At 42.5% G+C, this 23,785-nt stretch carries 16 protein-coding genes; 9 read left to right on the top strand and 7 right to left on the bottom strand.

The window, feature by feature from the left end; all coding sequences use genetic code 11:
- Window positions 1-515: 515 nt before the first annotated feature.
- Window positions 516-845, top strand: coding sequence for a hypothetical protein (locus AC6RV6_RS20890; protein ID WP_500242810.1), 330 nt, complete (start codon window positions 516-518; stop codon window positions 843-845).
- Window positions 846-896: 51 nt separating this feature from the next.
- On the opposite strand, the gene tftA is transcribed toward AC6RV6_RS20890, so the two are convergent.
- Entirely contained in the window at window positions 897-2,240 is a 1,344-nt protein-coding gene (tftA, locus tag AC6RV6_RS20885) for a hormogonium tapered terminus morphoprotein TftA (protein ID WP_500242809.1), read from the bottom strand.
- A 148-nt stretch (window positions 2,241-2,388) separates the two neighbouring features.
- On the opposite strand from tftA, the gene dnaG reads away from it, so the two are divergent.
- Entirely contained in the window at window positions 2,389-4,347 is a 1,959-nt protein-coding gene (gene dnaG, locus AC6RV6_RS20880; protein WP_500242838.1) for a DNA primase, read from the top strand.
- 114 nt (window positions 4,348-4,461) lie between these two features.
- On the opposite strand, the gene AC6RV6_RS20875 is transcribed toward dnaG, so the two are convergent.
- Together AC6RV6_RS20875 and AC6RV6_RS20870 are read right to left on the bottom strand one after the other, a co-directional pair.
- Window positions 4,462-5,898 (bottom strand): leucine-rich repeat domain-containing protein, encoded by a 1,437-nt coding sequence (locus AC6RV6_RS20875; RefSeq protein WP_500242808.1) that lies wholly within the window; start codon window positions 5,896-5,898, stop codon window positions 4,462-4,464.
- Window positions 5,899-6,067: 169 nt separating this feature from the next.
- Entirely contained in the window at window positions 6,068-8,083 is a 2,016-nt protein-coding gene (locus AC6RV6_RS20870) for an eCIS core domain-containing protein (protein WP_500242807.1), read from the bottom strand.
- A 356-nt stretch (window positions 8,084-8,439) separates the two neighbouring features.
- On the opposite strand from AC6RV6_RS20870, the gene AC6RV6_RS20865 reads away from it, so the two are divergent.
- Window positions 8,440-9,765, top strand: a complete 1,326-nt coding sequence (locus AC6RV6_RS20865) for an AAA-like domain-containing protein (RefSeq protein WP_500242806.1) — start codon at window positions 8,440-8,442, stop codon at window positions 9,763-9,765.
- A gap of 276 nt (window positions 9,766-10,041) precedes the next feature.
- Window positions 10,042-10,917, top strand: coding sequence for a PEP-CTERM sorting domain-containing protein (locus AC6RV6_RS20860; protein ID WP_500242805.1), 876 nt, complete (start codon window positions 10,042-10,044; stop codon window positions 10,915-10,917).
- 57 nt (window positions 10,918-10,974) lie between these two features.
- Here the strand turns inward: AC6RV6_RS20860 and AC6RV6_RS20855 are convergent, their stop codons facing one another.
- Window positions 10,975-14,382, bottom strand: coding sequence for a WD40 domain-containing protein (locus tag AC6RV6_RS20855; protein WP_500242804.1), 3,408 nt, complete (start codon window positions 14,380-14,382; stop codon window positions 10,975-10,977).
- A 398-nt stretch (window positions 14,383-14,780) separates the two neighbouring features.
- Between AC6RV6_RS20855 and AC6RV6_RS20850 the strand changes: the two genes are divergently transcribed.
- The 4 genes from AC6RV6_RS20850 (at window position 14,781) to AC6RV6_RS20835 (ending at window position 20,085) form a co-directional block, all read left to right on the top strand.
- Entirely contained in the window at window positions 14,781-16,286 is a 1,506-nt protein-coding gene (locus tag AC6RV6_RS20850) for a peptidylprolyl isomerase (protein WP_500242803.1), read from the top strand.
- Window positions 16,287-16,449: 163 nt separating this feature from the next.
- Window positions 16,450-16,854, top strand: a complete 405-nt coding sequence (locus tag AC6RV6_RS20845; protein WP_500242802.1) for a hypothetical protein — start codon at window positions 16,450-16,452, stop codon at window positions 16,852-16,854.
- 233 nt (window positions 16,855-17,087) lie between these two features.
- Window positions 17,088-18,830, top strand: a complete 1,743-nt coding sequence (locus AC6RV6_RS20840; RefSeq protein WP_500242801.1) for a putative bifunctional diguanylate cyclase/phosphodiesterase — start codon at window positions 17,088-17,090, stop codon at window positions 18,828-18,830.
- Between the two features lie 58 nt (window positions 18,831-18,888).
- Complete coding sequence (locus AC6RV6_RS20835; RefSeq protein WP_500242800.1) at window positions 18,889-20,085, top strand: DUF3095 domain-containing protein; 1,197 nt, start codon at window positions 18,889-18,891, stop codon at window positions 20,083-20,085.
- A gap of 14 nt (window positions 20,086-20,099) precedes the next feature.
- On the opposite strand, the gene AC6RV6_RS20830 is transcribed toward AC6RV6_RS20835, so the two are convergent.
- From AC6RV6_RS20830 to rsfS, 3 genes are read right to left on the bottom strand one after another with little or no spacing between them, the layout of a single operon-like run.
- The gene (locus AC6RV6_RS20830) at window positions 20,100-21,053 is read right to left on the bottom strand and encodes an asparaginase (RefSeq protein WP_500242799.1); all 954 of its coding nucleotides are present in this window, start codon (window positions 21,051-21,053) and stop codon (window positions 20,100-20,102) included.
- A gap of 10 nt (window positions 21,054-21,063) precedes the next feature.
- The gene (locus tag AC6RV6_RS20825) at window positions 21,064-21,564 is read right to left on the bottom strand and encodes a CGLD27 family protein (protein ID WP_500242798.1); all 501 of its coding nucleotides are present in this window, start codon (window positions 21,562-21,564) and stop codon (window positions 21,064-21,066) included.
- A gap of 19 nt (window positions 21,565-21,583) precedes the next feature.
- Window positions 21,584-22,012, bottom strand: coding sequence for a ribosome silencing factor (rsfS, locus tag AC6RV6_RS20820; protein ID WP_500242797.1), 429 nt, complete (start codon window positions 22,010-22,012; stop codon window positions 21,584-21,586).
- A gap of 344 nt (window positions 22,013-22,356) precedes the next feature.
- Between rsfS and chlP the strand changes: the two genes are divergently transcribed.
- A complete protein-coding gene (gene chlP / locus AC6RV6_RS20815) occupies window positions 22,357-23,577 on the top strand; it encodes a geranylgeranyl reductase (protein WP_500242796.1) in 1,221 nt (406 codons plus the stop codon).
- Window positions 23,578-23,785: the final 208 nt, after the last annotated feature.

The following is a 23,785-nucleotide window of genomic DNA, read 5'->3' as shown; positions in this document are numbered from 1 at the left end:
TTTAATTCGCGATCGCCAATTCAATCATTTTCAATAACATTTCAGACAGGAGTATTAATCAATTCATCAAGATATTACGATTAAAACCAAACTGATAAAGTTAGAATTGACGCTTTCAGAAGCGACTTTTTTGACAATTCAGTTCAATTGATCTTTAAAATTTGCAATTCTTAATATTTCCCTTATAAATAAGTTCTGAGTCTTAAATCTGTATATTTTGTTACTTAATAGGTTTTTGTCTTGAATCAATAACATGAATTGAGTCAATTCGATTCAACTTATTTTTTTTTATTCTTTTATATCATTATATCAAATAATATAACAAGTTTGTTACAAAAAATACCTTTTTCAAAAGAAATAAAATCCTGTAATGCCTGACTATCCCTAGGATTAACCGCTATAGCCGCGAATTTGAGTAGGGTTAGCATCTCGTTAAATCTTTTTGCAAACTTGTCGGATCTCTGAATAAATTGCGATTGAATGGGGAATAGAGATAGCAACTGTAGGAAATTGCCATGAGGAAGCGACCTTCACAACTCACTCGCCTGATTTGGGATTTTTACCGAGAAAATCCCACGGAACTGCAAAGTCTCCAATTATTGGCAAAATGTAAAGTCTTTCGGCGTTGGGGGGTTCTGCACGTTCGTTGTTGGAATCGCGACATTGCCGAAAGAATTATTACAGCACATTCCCTGATCGAAGAACCGATCGCGAAACTTCGCATTGCTCGAGAGATCAAAATATCAGTCGAAAATACCCAAGTTGCTCTCTTTTCCATCGGAGCAAGTAAAAAGACAAAAGGGAAAAGTAGAAAGAATTTAGAAAAAATGAAGGATGAAGGATGAAGGCATTTTACCCGCATCCCTATTCTTCATTTTTTTATTAGGCTAAACTGGTTAGGCTAAACCCGCCGATTCGTAAAGGCGGCGTAAAATGGCAAGAATCTTGCGACCGTATTCGGAGTCGGAAGACCAACGCCCCGATAGCTGTTCGACTAAGGGCGCAACGCCTCGGGTGACAAAGCGAAAACGGGGATCTACCGTTTCTTGGACGAGGGGTTCTAAGCTCGCATAGGCTTTAAGGTGCTGAATGTGAGCGCGAACGCCAAGTTGGGCGCTAGGAAAAGTTGCCGTCCCGCTACCGCCAACGGCACCTAAATTAGCAAAGTTGTTTTGGGAGGAGTTGACATTAGTGCCAAAGCGCAGAAAATTGGTCGCCAAACACATTTGTGCGAAGGCAATATCATAGCTTACGCCTTCGATGGAAGCTTCTTCTCGATAGAGTTTGGGAAGATCGGGGAATTGGTCGATCGCATTTTCATGATTGGCTTTCAGGAACATGATCAACTGCACCTCGGAAGTATGACCTCGCCCCATGATGCGATCGATGGTACCAGGGCAAATTTGGGTAATGGAACTCAAGACTACGCTACGGGTATCGTTATCCCAGCCGACAGTTATCGTAAACTCGCGCAGTTCTGCGGCTTTAACGTAAACGACTCCTTGGTAGTCTACCAAGCGCAAGCGATTGACTTGACTGAGTTCGATGCCGAGGCGATCGACAAGATCGATGGGAATGAAGGCGTTATTATTGATGAGAATGCCTTGTTCGCCGTAAGTTTGGTTGTTAATGCGAATACCGATCGAAGCATAGCGGTTGGTGGGGGTGTTAATTCCCGATACTTCCCGGCTCCAAGCCTCGATACCGTCTACAATCCCTAAAGCCATATCCCGACGGCGATTGATAATGAGTCCGCGATCCTCGGGGCTGGTCATAAAGCCCACTTCCAGCAACAAGGAGGGAATAGAAACATCGCGACAGAAGCCCAAGCGTCCCACTCCAGTTGCGGTATCGGGGCGAGAACCGCGACTGGGAAGTTGAGGTAGACGACGAATGAGGGAGAGGAGAACGAGATCGCCGTGTTTTTTGCGCTCGCTGTTCCCGGAGATATAAAATGCAGTTGCGCCGCGTACATCAGGGTTAGGGGCGGCATCGGCATGAATTTCGATCGCTACGTCTCCTTGTTTTGCCCGCGCGTTAATCCAAGCGATCGATTGGCGCAAACTGAGGGTATCGGGAACGGAAAACACTTCCAAGCCTCGCGATCGCAACTCCGGAACGATGACATCCCGCAGCAGGATCATTTGTTGAGCCTCTGTCGTTCCCCCTGCGATCGCTCCGGGGTCGTTGCGTCCTCCTTCTGTCCCACCATGACCTGCGGAAACGAATATCCTACCCATAATTGCTCTTTTCCTAACGATCTCGACTGAATGATAGCGGCAATTCGACGATAATGAATATAAAGTCGCTCTAGTTACTTTACGATAATTTTTGCCGCAATTTACGTCTTTCTCTGGCTTTTTTCGCTTTTTATTTCGTTTTTCTCCCATGAATACGCCGCGCTTGCACTCAGATACGATTGAATCAGTCAAAGAACGGGCCGATATTGTCGATATTGTTTCGGAACGGGTGGTGTTGCGAAAACGAGGCAAGGACTATTTGGGATTATGTCCGTTTCACGAAGAAAAAACCCCCAGTTTTAGCGTCAGTCCGTCCAAGCAAATGTACTATTGCTTCGGTTGTGGAGCGGGAGGCAATGCGGTTAAGTTCTTGATGGAAGCGGGCAAGCAATCTTTTGCTGATGTGGTTTTGCATTTGGCGCAACGCTATCAAATCCCTGTCAAAACCCAAGCACCGGAAGAGTATCGGGAGTTTCAACGCCAGTTAACGCTGAAGGAACAATTATATGAAATTTTGGCGGTGGCGGGAAGTTTTTATCAACACGCTTTGCGGCAACCTCAAGGGGAGGTGGCGTTAACTTATTTGCAAGAAAAGCGTCGGTTTGCAGAGGAAACTATTCAAGCCTTTGGGTTGGGATATTCTCCGGCGGGATGGGAAACCCTCTATCGTTATTTGGTGGAAGCGAAACGTTATTCGGCGTTGTTGGTGGAACAGGCGGGGTTAATTCGCAAGCGTAAGACGGGGGAGGGATATTATGATTATTTTCGCGATCGCTTGATGATTCCCATCCTTGACATTCAAGGCAGAATTATTGGTTTTGGCAGTCGGACTTTGGGGAATGATGAACCGAAATATCTCAATTCTCCAGAAACTGAGGTGTTTAGTAAGGGGAAAACTTTATTTGCGCTGGATCGGGCAAAACAGGCGATCGCTAAGCAAGATCGGGCGGTGGTGGTGGAGGGATATTTTGATGCGATCGCTCTTCATGCTGCAGGAATTGATTATGCGGTGGCAGCTTTGGGTACGGCATTTTCTCAAGAACAGTTGCGATCGCTGTCTCGCTATACGGAATCGAAACAAGTTATTTTTAATTTTGATGCGGATGCGGCGGGATTGAAGGCGACCCAAAGAGCGATCGGGGAGATTGAAAAGTTAGTCTATTCGGGACAGGTACAATTAAGAATTTTAAATCTGCCCGGAGGGAAAGATGCAGATGAGTTTCTGAAGTCAAGGGACGATGCGATCGGTATTTATCATCAACAATTAGAGAATGCACCGCTTTGGTTAGATTGGCAAATTCAACAATTAGTGAAAGGAGAGGATTTAAAGAAAGCCGATCGCTTTGAAAAAGTCTCGAAAGCGATGGTTAAATTGCTCGCTAAAATTGAAGATAGTAATCAACGGACTCATTATGTGCAAAATTGTGCAGAGATTTTGAGTCAAGGTGATGGGAGGTTAATGCCAGTTTATAATAAAAATCTTTTGGCAAGTTTGGGGAAACTGAGAAAAAGTATCAAACGACAAAAGAATAAAGAAAGTAAAAACGATAATTCTTACAGGAACACAAACGAACCAGAAGCTGAGTCTATTTCCTTGCAAAAAAAATCAGAGCAAAATCTTCTTAAACAAGCTGAAGAATTATTATTGAAAATTTATCTGCATTGTTCGTCATATCGCGAAATTATTATCAATGCTTTAGAAGACAAAGATTTAATTTTTAGTTTGCCGCAACATCGATTTGTTTGGCAAAAAATTGTTGAATCTTATTCCCAGCAAGAACAGAATCTTATGGCAAGATTACAAGATTTAAGCATGGATTTTCCCGAACAAATTGATAAGATCGGGCATTTATTTCATTTAACTGAAAAGCAAGCAGATGATATTGTTTTGAGAGTTCCTTTGCTGATTCGAGCCGCGATCGCAGCTTTAGAAAAAGTGACTTATGAGAAAAATCTTAACTATTGTTTGGCGCGATGGAAAAATCTCGATCCAATCGCCGATCTAGAAGAAATGAAATATCTTTCTCAAGAAATACAAAATGCGAAACAAAGAATAGAAGAACTGGAAAAAGATCGTTATTTTTCTATTTTTGATTTAATAGAATAGCATCTTGATAAATTGATGATTATCGTGTACAGTTGGCAATCTTCAATCCCACACTTGCTTAAGAAAAACTTGATATCGAGACGATCGCATACCAAGCTTTTTTATTTTCTCAACCTAAAATCTACAAATATGCTCGATTTGTGACGGACAACTGCGATCGCTTAAAGGATTTCCATAGAGTTCCAAGGCTAACAAATGTCTCAAATTTAATAAAGGTATTATGTCCTCAATTTGATTGTCATTGAGATTTAGTGTTTGTAATTGAGTCAAATTTGCTAACGGAGTAACATCATCAATTTCATTGTTTGCAAGAATAAGCATATTCAGGATGTTTAGATGTTGTAAAGGAACAATATTTTTGATTTTATTTTGAGCCAGATTAAGCCAGATTAAGTTAGTTAAATTTCCCAAGGGAGTTACATCCTCAATTTCATTATCAGTGAGGGACAGTAACCCTAGATGGGTCATATTCGCCAAGAAAGTTACGTCTCTAATTTTATTGCGATCGAGAAATAGTATTTCCAAGTTTTTTAAGTTGGTCAAGTTCCTTAAGGAAGACTCATTTTCAAGTTGATTGCCATTCAAAGAAAGCTGCTCTAAATTGATGAGACTAGCTAAAGGAGAGACATTTTTAATTGAATTATTATCAAGAGTGAGTGCTGTTAATTTTATCAAATTGGTTAAAATAGTTATATTTTTAATGTCATTATCTGTTAAGTCAAGCCATCTTAAATCCGTTAGATTTGCTAAAGAGTCAATATCCTCAATTTGATTTCCAGCTAGTGCAAGTTCTCTTAAATTCGTTGAATTTTCTAAAGCAGTAATATTCTTAATTTGATTGTTAGCTAGATCGAGATAACTTAGATTAAGTATACTCGCTAAAGGTGTAATATCTGCAATTCTATTGTTTTTAAGATAAAGAGAATCTAATGAGAGTGAAGAAGCTAAGGAAGTCACATTTTTGATATTATTGCCATCAAGTTTCAGCACAATTAGCTGAGTTAAGCGATCTAAAAGAGGAACTTCTACGATCGCATTATTACTCAGTGTCAATTCGGTTAAGTTATTTAGATTAACTAGAGGCGAGATATCTGCGATCGCATTATTACTAAAATTAAGTGATGTCAAGTTTTTTGAATAGGCGAGAGGCGAAATATCTGCGATCGCATTACTCCCCAAAAATAACGCCGTTAAATGATGAAGATCGGCTAAAGGGGTAATATCTACAATTTTATTGTTATTCAGATTCAGAGATTTTAAGTTTGTCAAACTTGCTAAAGGAGAGATATTTTCAATCTCATAATTAGCAAGATAAAGTTCTGTTTTATTGACGAGTTCAGCCTCGGCTCGATCGCATTCTTGAGTTGTTGCTATCCATAATAATCTTTCTACTGTATGTCGAGCTTCTGGCGTTAGATATTCTTGATTCTTACACCAATCTGTAAAAGTGTCAAAAGTTTGTGAGCGATCCGATCTTGCAGATACATCTTTTGCGATCGGGCTTGCAACCAGAACCGAGAATAAACCCAAAACAATAATTTTTCTCATCATTCATCTCTATACACTGAGAGATATTTTAGTTGATTTAATCGGATTTCGATATCGTAATCCAATCGACAATATTCGCGATCGCCTTTCCTTTATATTCCAGTCTGCGATCGCGAATCGAACTTTGCGAACGCGATCGCTTTACAGTTCTCCTCAAAACATTGCTATCTTATCATTCTCCATCGGAATTAAATATTGCAAGTGCCTCATTGTCAGAAGGCAACATTTTAAGCGCCTCATCATAATCTAATATCTTGTCTTGTTTCAAACATAAATATCTTATACTTATGCCTTTTATTATCTCATCCTTGTTTTCATCGTGTGCTCCTGTCAATAAGGGAGCTATTCCTTTGGCAAGGACTTGCAATAAATCTTCTCTTCCTTCATTAAGTCCCTTCATAAACCACGAAGTCATTGACGGCACGCCTGCCGACCATTCTTGTTTCACTACGTTCTCATCTTCTGCTCGTAAGCCTTGTATCTCCGAATTTCCTATCTTTGTAAGTTGCTTGTTTACAAAAGATGTTAGGCTATCCTTTTTATTTTCTTGTCTCTCAATGAATTCTTTCATATAGTTCTGGGTGCACCATTCCTCGTACCCTTGTTTCTGAGTTAAAATATCATTATTATGCAGAGTTGATGCACCAATACGATGTACATTATCTATAAATTTTATTATTTTCTCTTCCTCATGATACTGAAAGTTTTTCAGATTTATATACCCTATGATTCGATCTCTATTTCCTATAAATAGATCGACTGCTGCTACTCTGCCTAGTGTTCTCATCGTAGTTTTGTTTTTGATCATGCTTTTTACTACTGTCTTTCTCAGCTTTCTCCTTCCGAACCAATTCTTCTTCGTCAGTTTAATATTTTTATTAGGTTTATTTTTCTTTGGCGTTTGATCAAAATAGTCTTGAACATCTTTTGCTCCTGTAAATGAAAATACAACTGAAGGAAACTTATCCTGTTGAATATCCTGTAAAAACTTATTTTTTTTCTGGTTTTTCTCACTTTCTTCAGTATCATCTTCGTTAATAATCATGTAATTCTCAATTATTTCTTTAACCGATTGCTTTTCATCCTTATCTAACATTCTTGCCTCTGTTGTCTCCCCGCCTTTTTTCCCTTTTTTTCCTTTTCTTGTTTCTCCTTGTTTTAAGACAGCTCCGATCAAATTTCCGGCAACGATAATCTCATCTCCGAATCTTTCCCCTGCTTTTACAACCACTGGTGTTGTACCATCTGAGATGATTGCCACCCCTTTACCGCTTCCTGTCGTCACATATCCAGAAATCGCTTTATCCCAGTCTGTGTTCTGTACGGTCAACCTTTGAATATTGTCCTTGCCTTTTGCCTTTATTTTTTCCGCTAAAGGGACACATTCTTGTTCACCTTTGCTCTCTCTCATTCTCTGTATTGAGTCTCTGTTCTGCTGTACTACATGAGTTAATTCGTGGGCGAGTAACTCTTGCCCTCCTCGACTATTGGGGTTATATTCTCCTTGTTTGAAGAAAATATTTGTTCCGGTGGTAAATGCTTTGGCTTGAATCGATTGATTCAAGCGATCGCTTTGCCCGTCTGTATGCACTTTCACGCCGCTAAAATCCGTCCCAAACCCTGCTTCCATCTTTGCTTGTATCTTGGGTTTTAAAGGTTGTCCTTCTCCTTTAGCATTGCTCAACTCTTGCTCGAATTCTTGACTCGCAATTCCTTCACTTAACGCATTTACCTGCATATCTTTGCGCCAAATTTGCTGAAATGCGTCTATTTTTCGCTGTACTGTTTCATTATCTTCTCGCATTTCTTCACGCCGATCGCGAGGGATGGCTTTTTGTTGAATTCCTCCGGGATGCGGTAATTCTGACGCTTGAGAAGCATTAATTCGCTGTACCACTGTTTTCGCCATACGATCCGCTTCGTGTTCGTATTTATCCCCGACTGCACCAATTTTAAGTTTAGGTTGAATAAATTCTCGCGGCGGTGTTGCAGGCTGTTTTCTGGCTTCGGGCGATCGCATAACATTATCCATCATGCTCGGGGCATTCTCTGGGGGGTTGGCAACTTCTAACCGTTCTTCTTCTTTTCTGGAAAAAACGCTTCGTCGTTGCAAGCTACTTTGACTCGAACTGGTTTTCTGTTGCGATCGCAATAAGGCAGATTGATATACTCGCTGTTTGGAAGCCATGAGAAACACTTTGAGAGAGTCTTTACCTATTTTTTAGCCGCCGCCAAAAATTCTACCCAGAGGCAAAAAGTTACCTTTAGGGAATTGAGCAAGTAGCGTTTTCGGAGGGAAAAGGTCACTTTTTTCTCTCGCGATCGTAAAAAAGGGTGGCCAAAGCGATCGCATTAGGAAACATTTCCGAACAATCATCGCGATCGCCTCCTTTTTCCCTCTGCAAACTATTGATAGCGAGTAATCTCTAATTGCAATACATATTATTGTTTTTCTATCAAGAGGCAAGCGTGACTTTTATATTCTCTAGCCTTCGATAAAATAGATTAATAGCTCTCCTGAACTGCGAACAGATTATCCATTCCATGACTGTTGATGAAATTATCCATCTTATTCGTACCCAATCCAAACAGTACGAATTGACGACTTTACAAGAACTCGTGCTGCGTCAAACGTGGGAGGGACAAACCTATGCGGAAATGGCTGCGACCTTACACTACGGCGAGGATTATTTAAAAAAAGTGGCTTTTCGCTTGTGGCCATTCCTCTCAAAATTTTTTGATACTCCGATTAGCAAAAAGACCCTGCGCGTTATCTTAGAACGACGATCGCTCAACTCGCAAGAACAACAATCCCTTGGCGATCGCAAACTCGTCCCCGTCCAACCTCTCGAATTTCCCAATCGCCCCGTCCCCCTCAACTCTCCTCTTTATATCGAACGTTCTCCCCTCGAAGCGCAAACTAAAGCGGCGATCGCGCAACCGGGAAGCCTGATTCGCCTCAAAGCACCGAGACAAATGGGCAAAACATCCTTGATGCTAAGAATCCTTGCCCATGCCCAACAACAGGGCTATCAGACGGTATCAATTAACCTCAGACAAGCAGATAGTCAATTGTTTGACGACTTAGATCGCTTTCTGCAATGGTTTTGTGCCGCGATCGCCCGCAAACTGAAATTACCCTTCCCGGTGGATGAGTGTTGGAGCGAAATTTACGGCAGCAAGAGCAACTGTACTGCTTATTTTGAAGAATATATATTGGCCAATACCGATAAGCCCTTAGTTTTAGCCCTAGACTGGCTGGATGCAATTTTTTCTCACCCCCATATCGCCGCAGAATTCTTTAGCTTATTGCGCTCTTGGTATGAAGAAGCAACCTATGGGGAAATGGGAAACGAATGCTGGCAATCCTTACGCTTAATTATCGTTCATTCTACTGAAGTTTACCTTCCTCTCGAAACCAATCGATCGCCCTTTAATGTCGGCGTTGCCAGCGAATTACAGACTTTTTCGCGATCGCAGGTGGAAATATTGGCAAAACGTCACAGTTTGCACCTTTCCCCCCAACAGTTCGAGGAATTAATGAGCTTGCTCGGGGGTCATCCCTATCTGGTTCGCTTAGCTTTCTATCATCTCGCGATCGGGGACATTATCTGGCCCGAACTGATACAAACCGCAGCCACCGATAGCGGCATCTATCGTGCCCTCCTGCACCAACACCTTGCCAATTTACAAGAACATCGCGATTTAGCCGTCGCCTACGATCGCGTTCTCTCCTCCGCCGAACCCATAGAATTAGAACCGATTTTGAGATTCAAGCTCAATAGTATGGGATTAGCACCGATCCAAGGCGATGCCGTCTTCCCGAGTTGTGAACTCTATCGTCAGTATTTCCGCGATCGCGTGGTTTAGTTTCCTAGAAAATTATTGCGATCGTGGGTAAAAAGCGAGAGTTTAAAGTTAAAGATATTTTGAGAATTTGACTTAATTGATTTGGCTTAAGTATTAGCACGCAATATCTATTTATTGCCAAGAAAGTAAATATGTTTTTTGAAGATGCGATAAACAAATTGCTGGAAAAATCAGGTAAATAGTCTTGTTTTTATAAAGTTGCCCCAAATAAATTGCGACATTCAATTAGATCGAATTAGCATAATGGCGTAGGTTAAAAAAATTAGAGTTACTACCGTGCCTAAACAACTTTCTCGCACTGCTATTGGAACCACATTCACCGCGATCGCTTTGATTTTTGCATCGTCTTCTGCTGCTGAAGCAGCTGCTTTTAAAACAATTAGAATTGGTGACATTGATGGGTTTGGATTTTCTCCTGCGGGCTTAAAATCCGCAAGTGGTGTTAGTGCCGATACCAACGGCAATGGAATTTTAGAATCTGGAGAATTCCTGCCCAATCTTGGTAGTACTGTCGCACAAGGAAAAGAACGTAAAGAAAGGATTGCTACTTACAGTAAGGATGATTTTGATAATCGCAACAACGAACTCGGAAATAACTATCTAACCGGACGCGGCTTTACAGATAAAGGAAGTAGTGGCTCTGTTTTAACAGATATTTCTTTGTCCACTAGCTATACCTCAAAAATGAATGAATTGGTCGAATTAGGCTATGAAAAAGCCAACAAAATTCCCGAACGTCTATTCGTATTCGATTTTTCTGCGGATACTGTTAAGGAAGATGCACCGTTCTTTTTCAACTTAGTGTTTGGAGACTACGATGTTACTCCAGCTGAAGTAAAATTCACTCGCGCTGATGGTTCGACATTTACCAAATCCCTCACCAAGCAAAATAACAGTCGCGGTTATGATGGTTTAATTCAATCGGCTTTTATTGATTTAACCTTCGATGATATCTTTGTCAATAATGGTAATGGCTATGATGGTTTTTTAAGTGCAGAATTAGTTGCACCTAAAGAACCTTATCTCGCGATCGATTTTGTAGAATTAAGCACTACAGCCATTACCGAACAAGATATTCCCGAACCCGCTACGGCTTTGAGTCTTCTGACTCTTGGTTTATTGGGTGTGCGTTCTATCTCAAAACGCAAATAATTAATTTTTCATACTGTCTATCTATTGGTCGGGACGTTCGTTGTAGCGTCCCTTTTTTTAGCGATCGCAAACATGGCGATGGCGTTCTTCTACTTCTGGATTCGTCCGCAGATAATCCCGCAACCAATCGCAGCTAAAATCGAGTAGCGTATCTATATCAAGAACCCGTTTTAATTCCCAGAGAATGACAGCGCGATCGGTACCAGCAGAAAGAAGATATTGACCATCGGGAGTAAATGCTACCTTTTGCACGGCATCCTCGTGTCCCTCCATAGCAATTCGTAACGTTCCATCCAATTGCCAGAGCTTAACACTACCATCTTCATCAGCCGAGGCAATTGTCTCTCCATCGGGGCTAAAGGCAATACTATTCACCCTACCTTGATGTTCCATCGTTGCCAGCAACGTTCCATCGAGTTGCCAGAGTTTAGCAGTGCCATCTCCAGAGGCAGAAATGAAAGTCTTTCCTGCGGGAGCAAATATGACTTCATAAATTTCACTGCGATGAGCTTGGAAAGCTTGCAACAGAGTCCCATCTAATTGCCATTGCTTCATCGTACCGTCTCGATGCGCCGCAACAAGGAGAGTGCCGTCAGGATTAAAGGCAAGACTTGTCACGCCAACTCGATCGCTTGAGAAACTCTGGAGCAATTGACCATCCGATCGCCATAATTTCAGAGTCCCGTCCCAACTTGCTGAAGCAAACTTCTCGCCGTCTGGAGCAAAAACAATGGAGCGAATTATACTGCCATGAGCAGAAAAAGTTTTTAATAAGTGACCCTCTCGATCCCAGAGTTTAATCCGACCATCTTTGCCGCCAGAAACCAGCAGCTGACTATCCGGACTAATATTGATACTGCTGGGAAAAAAGCGATCGCCAGCTAAAGTATGCAGTAAAGTTCCTTCTCGACTCCATACTTTCACGGTTCCATCTAGACTTGTTGTGGTAAACCTTTGACCATTCGACGCGATCGCCATCCTAGTAATGGCCTTTTGATGCCCTTTGAGAGTCCTTAGCAAGCGCCTCTCGGGTTGCCAGAGCTTCACAGTTCGATCTCGACTGGCTGCAGCAATAGTTTGACCATCGGGACTGAAAGCAACTGACGAGAGCCAGCCTTCATTGTTCTCGATTTTTGTCAACAGATCGCCATCAGGAGTCCATAATGTGAGAGTTCCGTTCGCACTGACCGAAGCGATCGCTTTGCCATCCGGACTAAATTTCGCAGCAAAGATGCCCCCTCCACTTTCCTCCATTGATGCGAGTAACGTACCATCCAATGCCCAAACTTTCAGCGAATTTCCCGGACTGACCGAGACAATCTTTTGACTGTCTGGACTGAAGGCGATCGTTCGAATATAAGAATGATGCCCCTGAAAACGAGCAATTTCTTTTCCTTCTGGAGTCCAAAGCCAAATATTTCCTTCTCCGTCCCCGGAAGCCAATATCTCTCCGTTAGGACTGAAGGCCAAGGTTTCTACACCATTTTGATGTCCCGCAAGTGTCGCCTGTAGCTTACCATCCAGTCGCCAGAGTTTGACGGCACTATCTTGACCTGCGGAAGCAATCGTTTGACCATCCGGCGCAAAGGCAACATCACGAACAATGGATTCATGTCCCTTTAGAGTTTGCAATAAAGTTCCCTCGCGATCCCAGAGTTTTGCCGTACCATCTTGACTGGCGGAAGCGATCGTTTGACTGTCTGGACTAAAAGCAACATTAAGTACGAAATCCTGATGACCGTTGAGGGTTGCGATCGCTCTTCCATCCCGATTCCAAAGTCGAACGGTTTTGTCTCGACTGGCGGAGGCTATAATCTCGCCGTCTGGACTGAAGGCAACTCCGTACACGATATCCTCGTGTCCTGAAAGGCGATTGGATTCAACAATGCCATAAACAGCTTGTCGCAAAGCATCTTCGACGCGAATTTTGGCGGTAGGATTTCCCCATCCCAATTGTTGTAACCGTTGTTGCGCCTCGATCGCCGTCACGAGGGCTTCTAATTGTCGGTCGGTGGCAAAGAGGGCTTCAGAAGATTGTGCGATCGCTTTGACTTCACTAATAACAGCTTGGCGATATTGCCACAATGCAGAGATTCCCAACCCTGAAATTGCTACTAATGCTGCACTCGCTACCCCAAGTAATATTCTTTGCATGCGAGTGGTTTTTTGTTCTTGAACCAGTCGCGCCTCGATTTCCCGACTTCGTTCGAGTTCCAATCGCGTCTGCATTTCTTGTTGGTTTAATTCTTGGGAAGCAGTTAAAAATTGATAGTCCAAATTGCTCAAACTTTTATCCCGCGACCAAGTTAGCGCCTCTTCTAGCATCCGACCTCGCAAAAGTTGAGAGGTATCTTGACGATCGCCGCTCATCCAAGTCGAGAACATTGCCGCATAAGGACGTAAGTTATTGAGTTGCTTCTCGATCCAAAGGCGATCGAAAACTCGCTCGTAAATGCGATTGTATACTTGCAATTGTCCGTCTTTTTTGACCACTAATCCGGATAGTTGCAATTCGATTTGTTCGGGGGAGTCATCGGCGGTTATTGCTCCTTGGCGCACGATTTGCTGATAGATGCCTAACAATCTTCCGGCTTGGCGATCGTCTCTCAGTAAGCGATCGCGGATCGTTCGCAAGTGAGGAGGTTCGTCTTGAGCCATCCAACTATTGATTAAATGAGATTCTATTAGTTGAGGAATCGCACCATCGCTTAATTTTCCCAACTCTGCCGATGCTTCTTGCAGGAGATAACAGGTTTTTTGGGTTAAAAAAGGTTGTCCTCCCGTCCAAGCCAATATTTCTTGTAAAGCGTTTTCCGGCTGTTCGACGCGATCGCGCAAACCCGTGATTAAGGGTTGTGCCTCGTGGGGTTGAAACCCATGCAGTTGAATGGCGCGACCGATATTAAACGGCGTGCGAGTTTTCTCGGCAATGAGATCTCCAGGTGTTGTTACTCCCAACAAAACAAAGGCCAGTCCTTCTAACTCATAACAAGAACGAAGCAAGGAAAAAAAGTCATCGGTATTAAAGGGAAGACTGAGAGTAATATCGATTTCATCAATAAAAATAACCGTCGGGCGTTGGGTTAAACTGAGGAGATGTTCCTTAAGAAATTCGCTTAAACTGGCGATCGGCGATCGCGATAAACGCTCTTCCAACCAACGGTGGAGATCGATCTGTTTTTGCAGTCGAAAACTACGGGTGAGGGCGCGAAGGATTTCGGCGTACCATTGTTGAGGAGTCACGCGATCTCCGCCAATTCCCGACAGATCTACCGCACCGCAAGCAATCCCTTCATCCATTAAACGCTTGCTGGCTCTGACGCGCAAACTGGATTTGCCCATCTGACGACAATTGAGCAAATAACACAACTCACCCTCTATCAATGCCCGATAGATTTCTTCATCAGCTTGACGCACGACATAACTAGAAGCATTTAAAGGTAAACGACCGCCAACATAATACATTCAAGGCAAATTACTCAACAATAACTTTGTCATATTTTCAAGAATTCATAAAAGTAGTTTAATTTCTGTAACAAAATACACGAAGCGTAAATATTTTGGTTAAGCTCGAAATGAGGGCGAAATTGCGTTCAATATACGCCCATTTGCAAGCGGAGGAAAAAATGATGAATGCAGAAATGATTCACAGTTTGTTAGCGATCGCGATTATTGCCGGATCTTGTGCGATTTTATCGCCGATCTTGTGTTGGGTGTTGATCCCGCCCTATAAATCGAATTAAGTCAATGGGCGATCGGGAAATGTTGCCCCGATTTCCCCTTGGCCAATTCTCTGTTACCAAAACGGAAAACCTGACATACAATTACCGTAGAACCCCAGAGCCTCCAAATCAATTCTAGCTATGAGTGCAGTTCTACAGGTCGGCGATCGCCAACTGGATGCCGAACAAATCATTTCCTTACTCACTTCCCCCCAAATTCTCCCCCATCTCCTGCGCGAAGTCATTCTCGAACAGGCGATCGCGTCGATTACCCACACGCGAGAAGAATTAGAAAAGTTTTGTCGCCAGTTTGCCCAAAACCCTCAAAATCGCAACATTTCTCGGCAACAACTCCCCCGAGTTGCAGCGCGACAACTGAAGCTAGAAAAGTTTAAAGAGGCACAATGGGGAGCGCAAGTCGAAGCAGAATTTCTCAGCAATAAGGAAAAATACGATCGCGTTCTTTTCTCCATCATTCAAAGCGAAGAATTAGAGGTCATTCAGGAACTCTATTTTCGCCTGCAAGAGGAGGAGGCTGCTTTTGGGGAGCTAGCCGGACAATATTCCCAAGGTCCAGAGGCTCACAGTCATGGCTTAGTGGGACCCATCGAACTGCAAAACCTCCATCCCAAACTCGCTCAAATGTTGCAGATTTCCCAACCCGGACAAATTTCCCCACCGTTTCGAGTGGAAAAATGGGTGGCGATCGCGCGTTTGGAACGTTATATTCCCACCAAATTTGATACTGCTTTGCGTCAACGCCTTTTAGCTCAACGATTTGAGGCGTGGTTAGAAGCAAAGATCGCACAAGAGTCTGCCTCGTTGAATTTTTCGCCGGATTGCGATCTGCCCGAAATTATTATTCCTTCACGAGAAGAGTCTACTCCTAAAATAGAGGAACTTAAAGAAGAAGCGATCGAGGTTTCAGATTCAGTGAGTTTTGAGGCAATCGCCGCCGAGTCGGAAGAACTCACCGAACCTGTGAATATTAAAACAGCTAAATCGTGGCACGGTTACAAGCCTTTGAGACTTCGAGAAGCCGCCCTTCTGGCTCTGATTCCCCTCGCCCTCGGAGGCTGGTCGATCGGAGCATTTTTTGGCTTCGGGACGCAAGAGAATCCGTTCTCGCGAGGGACAGAAGCAAATAACCCACCTTCGGGACGGGCGATCGCTTCTGAGGAAACTCTTGGCGTGCCTAAAAAAGAGGCTTTTCGGATCGCTGTTAACTATGCTATGAGTGCGGCAGAGTTAACCCAAATTGCAGCAATTCCGGAAGAATGGGATCGCGTGAGCCAAAATTGGCAGCAAGCGATCGCTCTGATGCGAGTTGTTCCTGTGAATGATGACTATTACACCGTAGCCCAAAAGAAAGTAATCGAATATCAGGGCTATCTCGAATATGCCACCCAACAAGCTCAGAATCCCGATGGGGTATTTCGGGCGGCGATCAATCAGGCGATCGCCGCCGTAAATTCCACACAAATTGCTCGTTTTCCCGATGAGTGGAGTCAAGCAGAAAAAGATTGGACTCGGGCAATCGAACTCATGGATACGGTGAGTGAAAATCATCCTCAATACGAAACGGCAAGAGAAAAAGCGATCGAATATCAAACTTATTTGGCTTATGTTCAAGAAAATACGAATTAGAAGCGATCGTTAAAATTGATAGTTGGCAAAGCGCTTTAGCAATGGGAAGTACATTTACAGCTAGTAGAGAATTAAATTTTTTTGCCTGTTGGGATTGGTAAAGTTACCAAGAGGACTAAAATAAAGAACATAATTTAATGAGTTGGTTCTAAATCTAACCTTCATGACAAAAACAATCACTATTGCTATACCCGATCGCAGCTATCAACGACTGGTACTAATGGCAGAAGGAATGCAAAAACCTTTTAATGATATCATTTTACGCGCCCTAGAAATTGGCAGTCCTCCAGACTGGATAGATGTTCCTGAAGAATTTCAAGCAGATGTAGCGTCCTTAGATCGTTTAGATGATGATAAACTACGGAACATTGCTCGCTCTCAGAGAAAGCCAGAAAAGATAGTTCGGTATAATGACTTATTGGAACGCGATCGTGAAGAAGAATTAGCCAATGAAGAACAATTAGAATTAACAGCATTACGCAAAGAAGTGGATCTATTTATGTTACGAAAAGCACAAGCCTCTGTTCTACTGCGTTGGCGAGGACATCGGTTAATGGATATTGAATAAAAACATAGTTTTGTACAAATCAGAAAAACCAGTAAAGTTTCTAGGAATCCTTTGAGAATTTGCAGCGATCGCACCGCATCCCTAAAACAAAGCAAACGCAGTCAAAATTATTTGAGCATCATCAAAAAAACAAGAAACATTCTCACTTAGACAAAAAAAAGGAAATTCTGGCAGCATATCCGCTAAAATATAAAGAAAATCTAAAGATTTTAATTCTATTCGAAAAATAACCCATGTATGAAAACTGGATGCAACATAATCCGATCGCCCTCAATGCCGAAGAAGAAACAAACATGCTACGGCTATTAGCAGCAGCAGTTTACCATGCAGAAGATTCCATTATTATTACCACTACCGTTCTCGACGCACCGCATCCCAAAATTGTTTTTGTGAATCCAGCTTTTACAAAATTGACAGGTTACACCTCTGAAGATGTTATCGGGAGATCGCCTCGCTTTCTCCAAGGAGCGAAAACCGATCGCGGATTATTGCGACGAATGCGAGAAACCCTCGAAGCAGGAGAAGTGTTTTATGGAGAAACCATCAACTATCGCAAAGATGGCACGGAATTTTACAATGAGTGGCATATCGAACCCATTTGTAGCGATCGCGGCGAAATCACTCACTATTTGGGCATTCAACGAGATGTCACCGCTCGCAAACTGGCAGAAGAAGAATTGCGCCGAGCCGTTTTTCACGATTCTTTGACGAATTTACCCAATCGGACCTACTTTCTCAAAGAACTCTATGGCATTCTCGCCCGTTCCAAGCAAAACCCCGATATTCGCTTCGCCGTTCTCTTTTTAGATTTAGATCGCTTCAAGGCGATTAACGATAGTTTGGGGCATCATGCAGGAGATTTACTCTTATGTGAAATTGCTTCTCGTCTGCAAAGTTGCATTTGCTCTCCTCATACTGTCGCTCGCTTCGGTGGCGATGAATTTGCGATTCTTTTAAAGGATTTGGATAATTGGGATGAAATCAAACATACTTCCCGAGCGATTCATTCTCTTCTCGAACAGCCTATTTTCTTTGCCAAGCAAGAAATGTTGACTACTGCCAGTATTGGTATTGCACCCAGTTCTATTGGTTATAAAAACAGCGATGAAATTCTCCGAGATGCAGATATTGCCATGTATCAAGCTAAAGCAGAAGGAAAAGCGCGATCGATTATTTTCGAGCCAGCCATGCGCGATCGCTGTTTGGAAAAGTTAGCGATTGAAGCCGATTTACGACGAGGGATCGAGCGCAATGAACTGCAATTGTACTATCAACCGATCGTTTCTTTGGAAACAGGAGCGATCGCCGGATTTGAAGCCTTGGTACGCTGGCATCATCCCACCCGAGGATTGATGAATCCCGCTCAATTTATTCCCATTGCCGAAGAAAGCGATTTAATTGTAGCGTTAGGTAGGAAAGTCTTGTTGCTTGCCTGTCAACAACTCAAACAATGGCAACAGCAGCTTAATTCCTCTTATTGGGTGAGTGTCAATTTATCCGGCAAACAACTCGCAAATCCGAATTTTTCCTCCTGCATTCAACATCTTTTAGAAATTACGGGTATCGATCCTTGCTCGCTCCATCTGGAAATTACCGAAAGTGCAATTATGCGTAATGAAGAAAGTGCAATTGCCAGCCTGAAACAATTACAAATATGGGGGATTCAACTGAGTATTGATGATTTTGGAACGGGATATTCTTCTTTAAGTCGCTTGCATTGTTTGCCTTTAAGTACGCTCAAAATTGATAAATCTTTTGTAACAAGTCTCCTCACAGATGAAGAAAACCTCGCGATTATTAAAACGATTATTACCTTAGCACATCACCTCAAACTCAATGTTATTGCTGAAGGAGTAGAAACTCATCTCCAATTGGCAGAACTGAGGCGCTTGGGATGCGAGTTAGTGCAAGGATATCTGTTTGCTAAGCCTTTACCTGCCTATCAAGCGATTAATTTCCTGAAAGTGGCAGCTTGAGAGAGTAAAGCGTTATAGACGATTATTCGATCGCTATCTTCTTAGTCTATTTCTGATTATGTCTACCGAAAATTTTTATTGCGATTTGCCAGCAACGACCAATTTTTGTCAGATTATTACTCACGAAGATTGTTTTGTTTCTATTCCTAATGATTGGCATATTTTAGTGACTGATGTTATTAGTTCTACACAAGCAATAGAATCAGGACATTATAAAGATGTTAATATTATTGGAGCTTGTTCAATTATTGCGATTTTAAATCTCGCAGAAAAGCGTAAAATCCCTTTTATTTTTGGTGGTGATGGAGCTTCGATTGTGATTCCAGCATCTCTTTTATCTCAAGCAAGAAAAAGTTTATTGGCTACAAAAAAATTAGCCGAAGAAGAATTTAATTTAAATTTACGAATAGGAAGTATTCCCACTTCTCTAGTGACAAAAGCGGGCTTTTCCGTTCAAGTTGCTAAAGTTAGATTTTCTCAGAAATACGAGCAAGCGATGTTTTCTGGCGGTGGCTTAGACTATGCGGAAACGTTAATTAAAGATCCTATGCTCGGTTCTCAATATCTTTTCCAACCAGAAAAGGAAGAAACCGATATAAACGCTGATTTTTCTGGTTTAGTTTGTCCTTGGCAAGATATTAAATCTTCTGAAGGTAAGATTGTTAGTTTGTTAGTGAAAGCAACTGGGAAAACTACAGAAGATAATAATCAAATCTATTATAATTTTGCTGAATACAATCAAAGGCTCTTTAATGATAATTTTCAACCCATTGCTGCAGATAATCTAGCGATCGCATTGAATGGCAAAAATTTATATTCCGTTGCCAAAGTTAAAGCAGAATCCAAAAATTGGTTTATTCGCCAACTACAGCTTTTACAACTGAGAGCAATTAATTTATTATTTCTTGTCTTGATTAACTTTAATATCAAAATTGGAACGAATGACTTTAAAAAAGCAAAAGAACAAACAGTTGCAGATGCTGATTACCGTAAATTTGATGATACTTTGCGGATGATAATTTCAGCAACTCCAGAACAAATCGAAAATTTGAGAAGTTATCTTGAAAAGCAATATCAACTTGGCAATCTAGTCTATGGTTTACATATTTCCGATCGCGCTTTAATGACTTGCTTGGTTGCTTCAGGAGAAGGCTATCACGTTGGTTTTATGGATGGTGCAGATGGAGGTTACGCATTAGCTGCCAAAGGAATGAAAAAGCAGTTGAAAAATATAAAATTGGTACGCAAAAATTGATTATTGTTCGCTGATTAGATCATTGACAATTCTCCTACAACTTCTAAACGCTTATAATCATCGATTTTGAGGAATTGCTCTGCCAAACTCTCGGCGACAGAAGGAGTTAACCAGCCTAATTGTAATAAAAGGTTAATAGCGGCTGCATATTTTGCTCGTTTTGCGCCATCTCGAGCTTTTAACGCCAGTCCCATTCCTTCTCCCACTCGTCCCACGCATTGTATTCCTTCTGCGCCAGACTTACTTACTAATTCCCCTTCGGTCAACCGCATCAATTCTGTATCAAATGCACCTTCTCCTGCTACCATGCGGGGATGATAGGTCATAGCCCGCACAATTCGTTCTAAATCCAGATTAGACCCAGAAGCTAATTTGGCGTAGAGAGAAGCCATTTGTCCCATCTGCATCGAGTAAGTCGGGGCACCGCAGTCATCTCGGGCGCGAATAAATTCATCACCGGGCATTCCTAACATTTCTCCCACTTTACTAATAATTAGTTTTTGGATCGGATGAGAACGATGAAGATAATTATCTAAAGGAAAATGACGTTGTTGAGAAACTGCTAGCATTCCGGCGTGTTTGCCCGAACAGTTATGCTGAAGCCGACTCTCTTTTCCTTTGGGAGTTGGACATTGTAGGGCATCAGCTTCGATATCGCAGCGCCAGAGAATATTAAAAACTTGTCGGGCGTGTTCGACACTCCCTTGATGAGAGCCACACATAATCGCCAAATCTTTATCATTGAGATTGTAATGCTCCATCGCTCCTGTTGAAATCGCCGCGATCGCTTGAAAGGGTTTGAGTGCAGAACGAATAAATGTACTGGTCTCGACACTTCCAGCCAGAGCCAAGATGCGCCCGCGATCGTCACTGACCACTGCTGTAATACGATGGATGGATTCGACAATCCCTTCTCTTAAAAGTTGAACTTCTAGTTCTGGCGAGTGATTTCGCATTCCTCGAGTCATAATATTTTTTTCAGACGATTATCCACGTTACACTACCAAGGGCGACAAAAGCTGCCAAAATTGCTAAGGTCTTTTTTAGACGATGGAGAACTGGTTTCACTTGGTAGGTGACCACAAGCCGATCTCGTTGGAGAACTTCTGCGGGTTTTTCCCAAGTTTGTCCATCGTACCAACCCGACTCCTCATAAGTAACAGTTTCTCGATCGAGGCGATCGCAGATATAAGACCAGCCCGAATAAAGGCGAAAAAGGAGAAGAACGACAAAAATCAAAGCTCCTCCCGCAGAAGCAAGAATAAAGTAAAAGGGATGTTTACTGGGAGGAAAACTCGTTGCAGCAATGGGAACGGAAATTAAACTGCCCAATCCTCCAACCCAGATTAACTTGCGGATGTATTTGAATGGAGTTTGTATCGCCCAATTAAATAACCATGACTCTTTTAATTGTTCGTATTCATTAAGAGGTTGTTGTTCTTCCGGGACAGGACAAAAGGAAGCCGAAGATTTGGGCATTATTCATTGATTCTCCTGTCTATTCTCCGACTGCGCGATCGAACTGATAATCAATGCGTTCGGCATGACCCCAAAACGCTTCTAGATTATAGTATTCTCGTTCTTCTGGCAGTAAGATATGAGCGATCGCATCGCCATAGTCGAGAACGATCCAACTTCCTTCGGTTTTGCCCTCAATGCGATCGGGAAGACGTTCGTATTGTTCCTCAACCGCATTTTCAATTGAGTTGCAAATCGCACGAACTTGAGCGCGAGAAAAACCCGTCGCAATGATGAAATAATCGGTAAGGTAAGAAATTTCTGTTACCCCGAGCAAAAGAATTTCTTCAGCTTTGCGATCGTCGGCTGCTTCGGCAATGGTACGCGCAAGAGCAAGGCTTGAATCTTCTGAAGGCGTAGATACAACGAAAAGCGGGGATGGATTGATGTTGGGGTTTTGCTGTGTCATTCAGAATTTATATAGATTTCGTCTTTTTTATCTCCAAGGATTATGGGGACATCTATCCTCGGATCGTAACGCAATTGTTCTGATCTGGGGAAGGCTTGGATGTTTCTTAACTTTTCGAGTCGCGATCGCAGTCTGGATCGGTAAATTTATCGAGAAATGCGATCGATATCATCCTCAAACAGAAATATTTTAGAAGCACAAAATAAGACCTAAAACATTAAAAGATATTACGAAAGCTGTTAAGGTCTATTGCAAAATTCTGTAAAGCTCGAGAGAGTCCAAACTCTCTGGAATTCTTCATGCTAGTATGCAAACCAATAAATTGAGAAACAAGGAGAAACGTCGTGGGATTAAGGGTTGCTGTAGTCGGAGGAGGACCTGCGGGGTCATCAGCCGCCGAAACATTAGTCAAAGCTGGAATCGAAACCTATTTATTCGAGCGCAAACTAGATAATGCTAAGCCCTGCGGTGGAGCAATTCCATTATGTATGGTGGATGAATTCGATCTTCCTCCAGAAATCATAGATCGTCAGGTAAGAAAAATGAAAATGATTTCACCCTCTAATGTTGAGGTGGATATCAATATCAATAAAGAAGAAGAATATATTGGGATGTGTCGTCGGGAAATCCTCGATGGCTTCATGCGAAATCGTGCCGTTGAATTAGGCGCTCATTTAATTAATGGAACGGTATACAAACTTGATATCCCTCAAAGTCAAAGCAAACCTTATACCCTGCATTATGCCGACCATTCCGATGGCAGCACCAGTGGGGTGATGAAAACCTTACAGGTTGACGTTGTTGTTGGTGCAGATGGAGCCAACTCTCGCATTGCCAAAGCGATCGATGCTGGGGACTATAACTATGCGATCGCCTTCCAAGAAAGAATCCGGCTTCCTGAAGGTCAAATGAACTATTATGAAGACCTTGCCGAAATGTACGTCGGAAACGATGTCTCTCCAGACTTCTACGCATGGGTTTTCCCTAAATACGACCACGTAGCCGTGGGAACAGGAACAATGAAGGTCAATAAAGCCATCATTAAAGACCTGCAAAAAGGAATTCGTACCCGAGCAGCTCGTAAACTGGAAGGAGGACAAATCATCAAAGTAGAGGCTCATCCCATTCCCGAACATCCCAGACCGAGGCGAGTAGTTGGCCGAGTAGCCCTCGTTGGCGATGCAGCCGGAACCGTAACCAAATCATCCGGAGAGGGAATCTACTTCGCTGCTAAATCCGCGCGAATGTGTGCCGAAACCATTGTCGCCACCAGCAACAACGGTCAACGTGTCCCCACAGAGAACGACCTCAAACAATATCTCAAACAATGGGACAAAAAATATGGCATGACCTATTTCGTCCTCGATCTCTTGCAACGAGTCTTTTACCAAACCGATGCAACCCGAGAAGCCTTCGTCGAAATGTGTGCGGATCGAGACGTACAACGTCTAACCTTCGACAGCTATCTCTATAAAACTGTCGTCCCAGCCAATCCTCTCATCCAAATGAAGATTACCGCTAAAACCCTAGGAAGCCTGCTTCGAGGTAATGCTTTAGCCCCCTAGAGCATTACCTCGTCAGTCCTGCCTCAAAAAAATGACATTGGATTCCTAGCATTCCAATGTCATTTTTTAATGTCTTGTTTTTTCCAAACCCGAAAAAGCCTATCCAATAAGGGATGCAGAGAAATCCGAAAAAAGATTCAGAAAAAATTCCCAAAAAGGGTTGACAAGTGGAGAAAAAGTGGCTACCTTAGTAAATGCGCGGTTGAGA

This window comes from Spirulina sp. LEGE 11439 (assembly GCF_059821285.1).
This window is presented reverse-complemented; position numbering and strand designations above follow the sequence as displayed.

Excerpts from the sequence above, each read along its gene's own strand:
- AC6RV6_RS20865 (WP_500242806.1), top strand. The coding sequence starts at position 8,440 with ATGACTGTTGATGAAATTATCCATCTTATTCGTACCCAATCCAAACAG.
- tftA (WP_500242809.1), bottom strand. The coding sequence starts at position 2,240 with ATGGGTAGGATATTCGTTTCCGCAGGTCATGGTGGGACAGAAGGAGGA.
- AC6RV6_RS20870 (WP_500242807.1), bottom strand. The coding sequence starts at position 8,083 with ATGGCTTCCAAACAGCGAGTATATCAATCTGCCTTATTGCGATCGCAA.
- rsfS (WP_500242797.1), bottom strand. The coding sequence starts at position 22,012 with ATGACACAGCAAAACCCCAACATCAATCCATCCCCGCTTTTCGTTGTA.
- AC6RV6_RS20840 (WP_500242801.1), top strand. The coding sequence starts at position 17,088 with ATGTATGAAAACTGGATGCAACATAATCCGATCGCCCTCAATGCCGAA.
- AC6RV6_RS20835 (WP_500242800.1), top strand. The coding sequence starts at position 18,889 with ATGTCTACCGAAAATTTTTATTGCGATTTGCCAGCAACGACCAATTTT.
- AC6RV6_RS20850 (WP_500242803.1), top strand. The coding sequence starts at position 14,781 with ATGAGTGCAGTTCTACAGGTCGGCGATCGCCAACTGGATGCCGAACAA.
- AC6RV6_RS20845 (WP_500242802.1), top strand. The coding sequence starts at position 16,450 with ATGACAAAAACAATCACTATTGCTATACCCGATCGCAGCTATCAACGA.
- AC6RV6_RS20830 (WP_500242799.1), bottom strand. The coding sequence starts at position 21,053 with ATGACTCGAGGAATGCGAAATCACTCGCCAGAACTAGAAGTTCAACTT.
- AC6RV6_RS20855 (WP_500242804.1), bottom strand. The coding sequence starts at position 14,382 with ATGTATTATGTTGGCGGTCGTTTACCTTTAAATGCTTCTAGTTATGTC.
- AC6RV6_RS20825 (WP_500242798.1), bottom strand. The coding sequence starts at position 21,564 with ATGCCCAAATCTTCGGCTTCCTTTTGTCCTGTCCCGGAAGAACAACAA.
- dnaG (WP_500242838.1), top strand. The coding sequence starts at position 2,389 with ATGAATACGCCGCGCTTGCACTCAGATACGATTGAATCAGTCAAAGAA.
- AC6RV6_RS20890 (WP_500242810.1), top strand. The coding sequence starts at position 516 with ATGAGGAAGCGACCTTCACAACTCACTCGCCTGATTTGGGATTTTTAC.
- AC6RV6_RS20875 (WP_500242808.1), bottom strand. The coding sequence starts at position 5,898 with ATGATGAGAAAAATTATTGTTTTGGGTTTATTCTCGGTTCTGGTTGCA.